The 8,336-nt window shown below is 71.1% G+C and carries 2 protein-coding genes and 1 pseudogene; 2 read left to right on the forward strand and 1 reads right to left on the reverse strand.

Annotated features, from left to right (window positions below; all coding sequences use genetic code 11):
- Positions 1-7,227 (forward strand): non-ribosomal peptide synthetase (locus A9X03_RS26135; protein ID WP_231975469.1); only part of this gene is annotated, 7,227 nt, incomplete at its 5' end.
- Here A9X03_RS26135 and A9X03_RS30935 read toward each other — a convergent pair.
- Positions 7,191-7,556, reverse strand: a pseudogene (locus tag A9X03_RS30935) (hypothetical protein); the annotation flags it as partial. The gene A9X03_RS26135 and the pseudogene A9X03_RS30935 overlap by 37 nt on opposite strands.
- Positions 7,557-7,603: 47 nt before the next feature.
- On the opposite strand from A9X03_RS30935, the gene A9X03_RS26140 reads away from it, so the two are divergent.
- Positions 7,604-8,336, forward strand: a 733-nt coding sequence (locus A9X03_RS26140; RefSeq protein ID WP_304528489.1) for a condensation domain-containing protein, incomplete at its 3' end; no start/stop codon positions are given.

Raw genomic sequence — 8,336 nt, forward strand, 5'->3', positions numbered from 1 at the left:
GCCCTGCCCGCGCCTGATTACCAGGGCGGCGGGCACTATCGCGCTCCCGGCGATGCCGTCGAGGAGATCCTGGCCGGCATCTATGCCCAGGTGCTGGGCGTGGAACGGGTCGGCATCGACGACTCCTTCTTCGACCTGGGCGGGGACAGCATCTTGTCGATGCAGGTCGTGGCCCGGGCGCGGGCGGCCGGCGTGATGTTCCGCCCGCGCGACATCTTCGTCGAGCAGACGGTGGCGCGACTGGCCCGGGTGGCCGGGGTGTCCACCGACGACGACGCGGTCGACGAGGGTCTCGGCGAGGCCGTCGCCACACCGATCATGCGCTGGCTGCAGCGGCTCGACGGGCCGGTCGACGAGTTCAACCAGACCATGCTGGTGCAGGCCCCCGCCGGCGTCACCCGTGACGACCTGACGGTGCTCCTGCAGGCCTTGATCGACCGGCACCCGATGTTGCGGCTGCGCGTCGACGACGACGGTGCGGGCGGCTGGTCGCTGGAGGTGCCCGAGCCCGGCGCGGTCGACGCCCGCGGATGCCTGCACACCGTCGACGCGTTGTCCGAACACGCTCTGGTGGCGGCGCGCTCGCACCTGAACCCGGCCGCGGGGGTGATGCTGCGTGCGGTATGGGCGGAGGGCACCGGGCGGTTGGCGTTGATCGTCCACCACCTGGCCGTCGACGGAGTTTCGTGGCGAATCCTGTTGGAGGACTTGAACATCGCGTGGGTCCAGCAGCGCAGCGGCCTACCGGTGGTGCTGGCCCCCGGGGGCACGTCGTTCGCCAGGTGGTCCGCGCTGGTGGCCGAGCATGCCCGGCGCCCCGAGGTCGTCCGGATGGCGGACGCCTGGCGGCAGGTGGCGGCGATCCCGGCCGCGTTGCCGGCGGTACGCCCGGAGCTCGACACCTATCGGACGGCGCAGCACCTGTCGGTGTCGCTCGATACCGAGACCACTCGCATGTTGTTGGGGGCAGTGCCGGCGGCGTTCCACGCCGGTGTCCAGGATATTTTGCTGGTCGCCTTCGGGTTGGCGATCAACGAATTCCTGGGCACCGGCGCGCCGCTTTCCATCGACGTCGAGGGCCATGGCCGCGACGAAGACGTGGGCCCGCGCGTCGACCTGTCGCGCACGGTGGGGTGGTTCACCGCCAAATACCCGGTCGCGTTGAGCCTCGGTAAGCCACCCTGGGACAGGGTCACCGCCGGTGCGGCCGAGCTGGGGGCGCTCATCAAGGATGCCAAGGAGCAGCTGCGCGCCCTGCCGGACGGGCTGACCTACGGACTGCTGCGCTACCTGAATCCCGATGTGGCCCTTGAAGACCCGGACCCGGCGATCGGGTTCAACTACCTAGGGCGACTGGGCGGCACGGCGGAGCTGTCGGACGACCTGTGGCGCCCGGATCAGGACGGCCTGTCGTTGACCGCCGCGACCGCGGCGCTGCCGGTGCCCTTGGGACACACGCTGGAGCTGAACGCCGGCGCCGTGGAAACGACGAAAGGTCCTCGCCTGCATGCCAATTGGACGTGGGCACCCTCGGCCCTGGAGCACTGGCAGGTCCGCAGGCTGAGCCAGCTGTGGTGCGCCGCCCTGGCCGGCATCTGCGCGCACGTGCGAAACGGCGGGGGCGGACTGACCCCGTCGGACGTCGCCCCGGCGCGGCTGACCCAGCAGCAGATCGACGAGCTGTGCCGGGACCACCCGATCGCCGACGTGTTGCCGCTGACCCCGCTGCAGCAGGGACTGCTTTTCCATGCCAACTCCGGGCTGGACCCCGGCGACGACGCGTACGCGGTGCAACTCGACATCACCGTGTGCGGCCCCCTCGACCCGCATCGCCTGCGCGAGGCGGTGCACACGGTGGTGAACCGGCACCCCAACTTGGTGGCCCGGTTCAGCGAAACGTTCGACGAGCCGGTGCAGATCATCCCGGCCGACCCCACCATCGCGTGGCGCTACCTCCAGCTCGACGCCGACGACCCGGCTCCCGACCAGCTGGTCGAGCGGCTGTGCATCGCCGAGCGCGCCGCCGTGTGCGACCTGGCGGGCCGCCCGGCGTTTCGGGCGGCGCTGGTCCGCACCACCAAAGACCGGCACCGCTTTGTGCTGACCGTCCACCACATCGTGATGGACGGCTGGTCGCTGCCGGTCGTGCTCCAGGAGATCTTCCTCGCCTACTACCGGGAGCGGCTGCCGGCCGCGGCGCCGTACCGCAGCTACCTCACCTGGCTCGCGACCCGCGACCTGGACGCCGCCCGCGGGGCGTGGCGCCAGGTGCTCGACGGGTTCGACACCCCGACGCTGGTGCGCGCGCCCGGGCGGGCGGGGCGTCGGGACGTCGCAACCTCCGCGGTGCCTGCGGACACCACGCGCGCACTGAGCGAGCTGGCCCGCTCGTCGCACACGACCGTCAGCACCGTGCTGCAGGCCGCGTGGGCGCAGCTGCTGGCCTGGCTGACCGGTGAGGACGACGTGGTGTTCGGCGCCGTCGTCTCGGGACGGCCGGCCGAGGTGCCCGGCTCCGAAACGATGGTGGGCCTCCTGATCAACACGGTTCCGGTACGGGCCACCATCGCCGCGACAACCACGGTCGCCGGACTGCTCGACCAGTTGCGCCGCGCCCACAATCACACCCTCGAACACGAGCACCTCGCGCTGCCCGAAATCCACCGCGCGGCCGGCCACGAGCAGCTGTTCGACACCTTGTTCGTGTACGAGAACTATCCGATCGACACCGCCGCGCTGGCGGGCGCACACGAAGTCGCCATCACCGAATTCGTCAGCCGCGAGTTCAACCACTATCCCCTCTCGGTGCAAGCGGTGCCGGGCGAGGAACTGGGCCTGCGAATCGAATTCGACACCGACGTCTTCGACGCAGCCGGCATCGAGGCGCTCGTGGAGCGGTTCCGCCGCGTGCTGGCGGCCATGACCGCCGACCCCACTCGCCTGTTGTCGGCGATCGACGCGCTCGAGGAGTCCGAGCACACCCACCTCGTCGAGTGGGGGAACCACGCCGTCCTCACCGAACCCGCTGCCGGGCTGTCGATTCCGGACCTGTTCGCCGCGCACGTGGCCCGCACACCGGAGGCGATCGCGCTGAGCTGCGACGGCCGCCACCTGAGCTACCGGCAGCTGGACGAGGCGGCGAATCGCCTGGCGAACCTGCTGGCCGGCCTCGGTGCGGGCCCCGGTGCCTTTGTGGCGCTGATGTTCTCGCGATCCGCCGACGCGGTCACGGCGGTCCTGGCCGTGCTCAAGACGGGTGCGGCGTATGTGCCGATCGACCCGGGCCTGCCCGCGGCGCGGGTCGAGTTCATGATTGCCGACACCGCGCCGATCGTCGCGGTCACCACCGCCGAGCTGCGATCCCGGTTGGACGGGTTCGACGTGGCGGTCATCGACGTCCACCAATCATCCGTGCACACCCAACCCGCCACCGCGTTGCCGGCGCCGGACCCCGAGGACATCGCGTACGTCATCTACACGTCGGGCACGACCGGCGTCCCCAAAGGGGTGGCGGTCACCCACCAGAACGTCACCCAGCTGATGGCGTCGCTGCATGCGCCCCTGCCGGGGGCGGCCGCCTGGTCGCAGTCTCACTCCCTGGCCTTCGACGTGTCGGTCCAGGAGATTTTCGGCGCGCTGCTGGACGGGGGCCGGCTGGTCCTAGTGCCCGAGCCGGTGGCGACATCGCCGGAAGAGCTGCGCGCGTTGCTGATTGGTGAACGGGTCAACGTCTTGAGCCAAACCCCGTCCGAGGCGGGTGCCCTGTCGACCGAGGGGCTCGACGGGGTGGCCCTGGTGATCGGCGGTGAGCCCTGTCCGGCAGAGCTGGTCGATCGGTGGGCGCCGGGCCGGGTGGTGGTCAACGCCTACGGCCCGACCGAGACGACGGTGGACGCGGCGCTCAGCGCGCCGCTGGCCCCCGGAGCGGGGGCGCCGATCGGGTCACCGGTGTCCGGCGCCGCGTTGATGGTGTTGGACAAGTGGTTGCGGCCGGTGCCGGCCGGCGTGGTCGGGGAATTGTATGTCGCCGGCCGCGGCGTGGCGTGCGGCTACCTGGGCCGGTCCGGCTTGACGGCGTCGCGCTTCGTGGCGTGCCCGTTCGGCGGGACCGGGGCGCGCATGTATCGCACCGGGGACCTGGTGCGCTGGGGCACCGACGGGCAACTGCGGTACGTGCGGCGCGCCGACGAGCAGGTCAAGATCCGCGGCTACCGCATCGAGCTCGGCGAAATCACCACCGCGCTCTTGGCTTTCGACGGTGTGCGGCAGGCGGCGGTGGTCGCCCGCGCGGGCCGCCTGGTGGGCTACGTGACCGGCACGGCCGACCCGGCCGGCATTCGCGCCGCGCTGGCCGAGCGGTTGCCGGCCTACATGGTGCCCGCCGCGATCGTCGCCGTGGACGCGATCCCGTTGACGGTCAACGGCAAACTCGACACCCGGGCGCTGCCCGCACCCGAATACCACGACACCGATGCTTACCGTGCCCCGGCGACCCCGGTCGAGGGCATCCTGGCCGAGATCTACGCCCGCGTATTGGGCTTGGCGCGGGTGGGGGTCGAGGAGTCATTCTTCGACCTGGGTGGCGATTCGCTCGCGGCGATGCGCCTGGTCGCCGCCGTCAACGCGGGCCTTCACGCTCACCTGTCGGTGCAGGCGGTGTTCGAGGCGCCCACGGTTCGCCGATTGGCGCCGCTCCTCGGCAAGGGCGGTGGTGCGCCGGCGCGCGTGGTGGCGGGCGCGCGTCCGGCGTTGCTGCCCCTGTCGTTCGCCCAGTCCCGGTTGTGGTTCATCGACCAGCTGCACGGGCCGTCGCCGGTCTACAACATGGCCGCCGCGCTACGGCTGCGCGGACACCTGGACGTCGACGCGTTGGGCGCCGCGCTCGGCGACGTGCTGGACCGCCACGAAAGCCTGCGCACGGTGTTCGCCGCGGCCGATGGGACACCGCACCAGGCGATCCTGCCCCCGGAGCGCGTCGATGCCGACGTGGTCGACGCCACCGGATGGTCTGCGGCGCGGTTGCGGGAGGCCGTCGACGCGGTCGCGGGCCGCCCGTTCGACCTGGCCAACGAGAGTCCGCTGCGGGCAACGCTTTTCAGGACGGACGAGGACGAACATGTGCTGGTCGCCGTGGTGCACCACATCGCCGCCGACGGCTGGTCGCTCGCCCCGCTGGTGCGGGACCTCGGCGTGGCCTACGCCAGCCGGTGCGCGGGCAGGGCGCCCGGATGGGCACCCTTAGCGATCCAGTACGCCGACTACGCGCTGTGGCAGCGCGCCCAGCTGGGCGATCTCGACGACCCGGACAGCCCGATCGCCGGGCAGCTGGACTACTGGCGGGCCGCACTGGCCGGACTGCCCGAGCGCCTGGAGTTGCCCACCGACCGGCCGTATCCGCCGGTTGCCGATTACCGCGGGGCCAGCGTCGGCGTCGAGTGGCCGGCCGCGCTGCAGGACCGGGTGCGCGAGGCGGCCCGCACCCACGACGCGACCAGTTTCATGGTGCTCCAGGCCGCCCTCGCGGTGCTGCTCGCGAAGATCTCCACGAGTTCCGATGTGGCCGTGGGCTTCCCGATAGCCGGACGCCCCGACCCCGCACTCGATGACGTCGTGGGCTTTTTCGCCAACACGTTGGTGCTGCGGGTCGATCTGGCCGGCGATCCCACGGTGGCCGAGCTGTTGACCCAGGTGCGTCGGCGCAGCCTGGAAGCCTACGAGCACCAGGACGTGCCCTTCGAGGTGCTCGTGGAAAGGCTCAACCCCGCCCGCAGCCTGGGACACCACCCCCTGGTGCAGGTGATGTTGGCCTGGCAGAACAACGACGCGGCCGAACTGAACCTGGGCGACCTGCAGGTCACCGCGCTGCCGGTGGACACCCGCACGGCCCGCACCGACCTGCTGTTCTCCCTGGCCGAACGCTGGACGGCGGACGGCCGGTCCGCCGGGATCGGTGGTGCGGTGGAATTCCGCACCGACGTGTTCGATACCGCCAGTGTCACAACGCTTGTCGCACGTCTCGAGCGCGTGGTGGCCGCCCTCACCGCCGACCCCGCCCGCCGGTTGTCGTCGATCGACGTGCTCGACGAGGCGGAGCATGCCCGGCTCCACAACTTCGGCAACCGTGCGGTGCTCGACCTGCCGGCGCCGATCGGACCGTCGATTCCCCAACTGTTCGCCGCCCAGGTGCACCGCGCCCCGGAGGCGGTGGCCATCACCTGCGGAAACCGTTGGTGGAACTACCGCCAATTCGACGCTGCCGCGAACCAGTTGGCGCACTTGCTGATCGAGCATGGCGTGGGCCCGGGGGATCGGGTGGCGCTGCTGGTTCCCCGGTCGGCCGGGGCTGTCGCGGCGATCCTGGCGGTGCTCAAAGCCGGAGCGGCCTACGTGCCGATCGATCCGGGCCTGCCGGCCGCGCGGATCGACTTCCTGCTCGCCGATGCCGCACCGGTTGCCGTGCTGACGATCAGCGGGCTGCGATCGCGCCTGGACGGCTGCCGCCTGCCGCTCCTGGACATCGACGACCCGGCGGTGGACACGTTCCCCTGCACCGCGATACCGGCCCCAGACCCCGACGCCACCGCCTACGTCATCTACACGTCCGGCACCACGGGGATCCCCAAGGGAGTGGCGGTCACCCACCGCAACGTCACCCAGCTGCTCGAGTCGCTGGACGGCGAACTGGATCTGGGGCAGGTGTGGACGCAATGCCACTCGTTGGCCTTCGACTTCTCGGTGTGGGAGATCTTCGGTGCGCTGCTGCGCGGCGGCCGCCTGGTGGTCGTGCCCGACGACGTGGTCCGTTCGCCGGAAGACCTGTACGCCTTGCTGGTTCGTGAGCAAGTCAGCGTGCTGAGCCAGACGCCCTCGGCGTTCTACGCGCTGCAAACGGCCGAAGCGCTCTCACCCGACCTCGCCCAGCAACTCAAACTGCAGACGCTGGTGTTCGGTGGCGAAGCGCTCGAACCCCGACGGCTGGCCAACTGGCTGGACAGCCATCCGGGACGGCCCCGCCTGATCAACATGTACGGCACCACCGAGACCACCGTGCACGCCTCGTTGCGCGAGATCGTCGACGGCGACGTCGACGGCGCCGCCAGTCCGATCGGAAACCCCCTGGAGCATCTCGCCTTCTTCGTGCTGGACGACTGGTTGCGGCCGGTGCCGGCCGGCGTGGCGGGCGAGTTGTACGTGGCGGGCGGGCGGTACCGAGCGGCGGCGCGGTAGTCGGGGGCCGGGAGGGCACGACTGTCGAGTTTGCCGTTGACCGTCAACGGGATCGCGTCCATCACGACGATCGCGGCGGGCACCATGTAGGCCGGCAACAGCTCGGCCAGCGCGGCGCGGACGCTGGCAGGCTCGGCGGTCCCGGTCACGTAGCCCACCAGCCGCTTGTCACCCGGCAGGTCCTCGCGGGCGATCACGGCCGCCTGGCCGACCCCTTCCAAACCGGTTAGCGCCGCGTGGATTTCGCCCAGCTCGATGCGGTGGCCGCGGACCTTGACCTGATCGTCGGCACGCCCGAGGTACCGCAGCTGCCCGTCCGCGCCCCACCGAGGAGATCCTGGCCACCATCTACGCCCAGATCCTCGGTGTCGACCGCGTGGGCGTCGACGATTCGTTCTTCGAACTGGGTGGCGACTCGCTGGCGGCGATGCGGTTGATCGCCGCCGTCAACACCGGGCTGAGCGCCCACCTGGGGGTGCGGTCCCTGTTCGAGGCGCCGACCATCCACCAGTTGGCGTCGCGCCTGGGTGCGGCCGGGACGGCGCGCACCCCACTGCCGGCGATCGAACGCCCCCCGGTTATTCCGTTGTCCTTCGCCCAATCCCGGCTGTGGTTCCTCGACCAGTTGCAGGGCCGCTCGGCGGTGTACAACATGGCGGCGGCGTTGCGCCTGGACGGCCGCCTGGACGTCGACGCGTTCGGCGCCGCGCTCGGCGACGTGGTGGCCCGCCACGAGAGCCTGCGCACGGTCTTCATCGCGGCGGAGGGGACGCCCCAGCAGGTGGTGCTGTCACCCGAGGAGGCCGACGTCGGCTGCGACGTGGTCGATGCCACCTCCTGGCCGGCGGCGCGGCTGGCGGAGGCGGTCGAGGACGTGGCGCACTACGCGTTCGACCTCGGTGCCGAAATCCCCCTGCGCGCTTGGCTTTTCCGCACGGGCGAAGACGAGCACGTGTTGGTGTCGGTGCTGCACCATATCGCCGCGGATGGATTGTCGCTCACCCCGCTGGTGCGGGATCTCGGGGTGGCCTACGCCAGCCGGTCCGCCGGCGAAGCCCCCGGGTGGACGCCGCTTTCGGTGCAGTACGCCGACTACACGCTGTGGCAAC

The organism is Mycobacterium sp. E1715 (assembly GCF_001667625.1).
In the GTDB taxonomy this organism is placed as follows: Bacteria; Actinomycetota; Actinomycetes; order Mycobacteriales; family Mycobacteriaceae; genus Mycobacterium.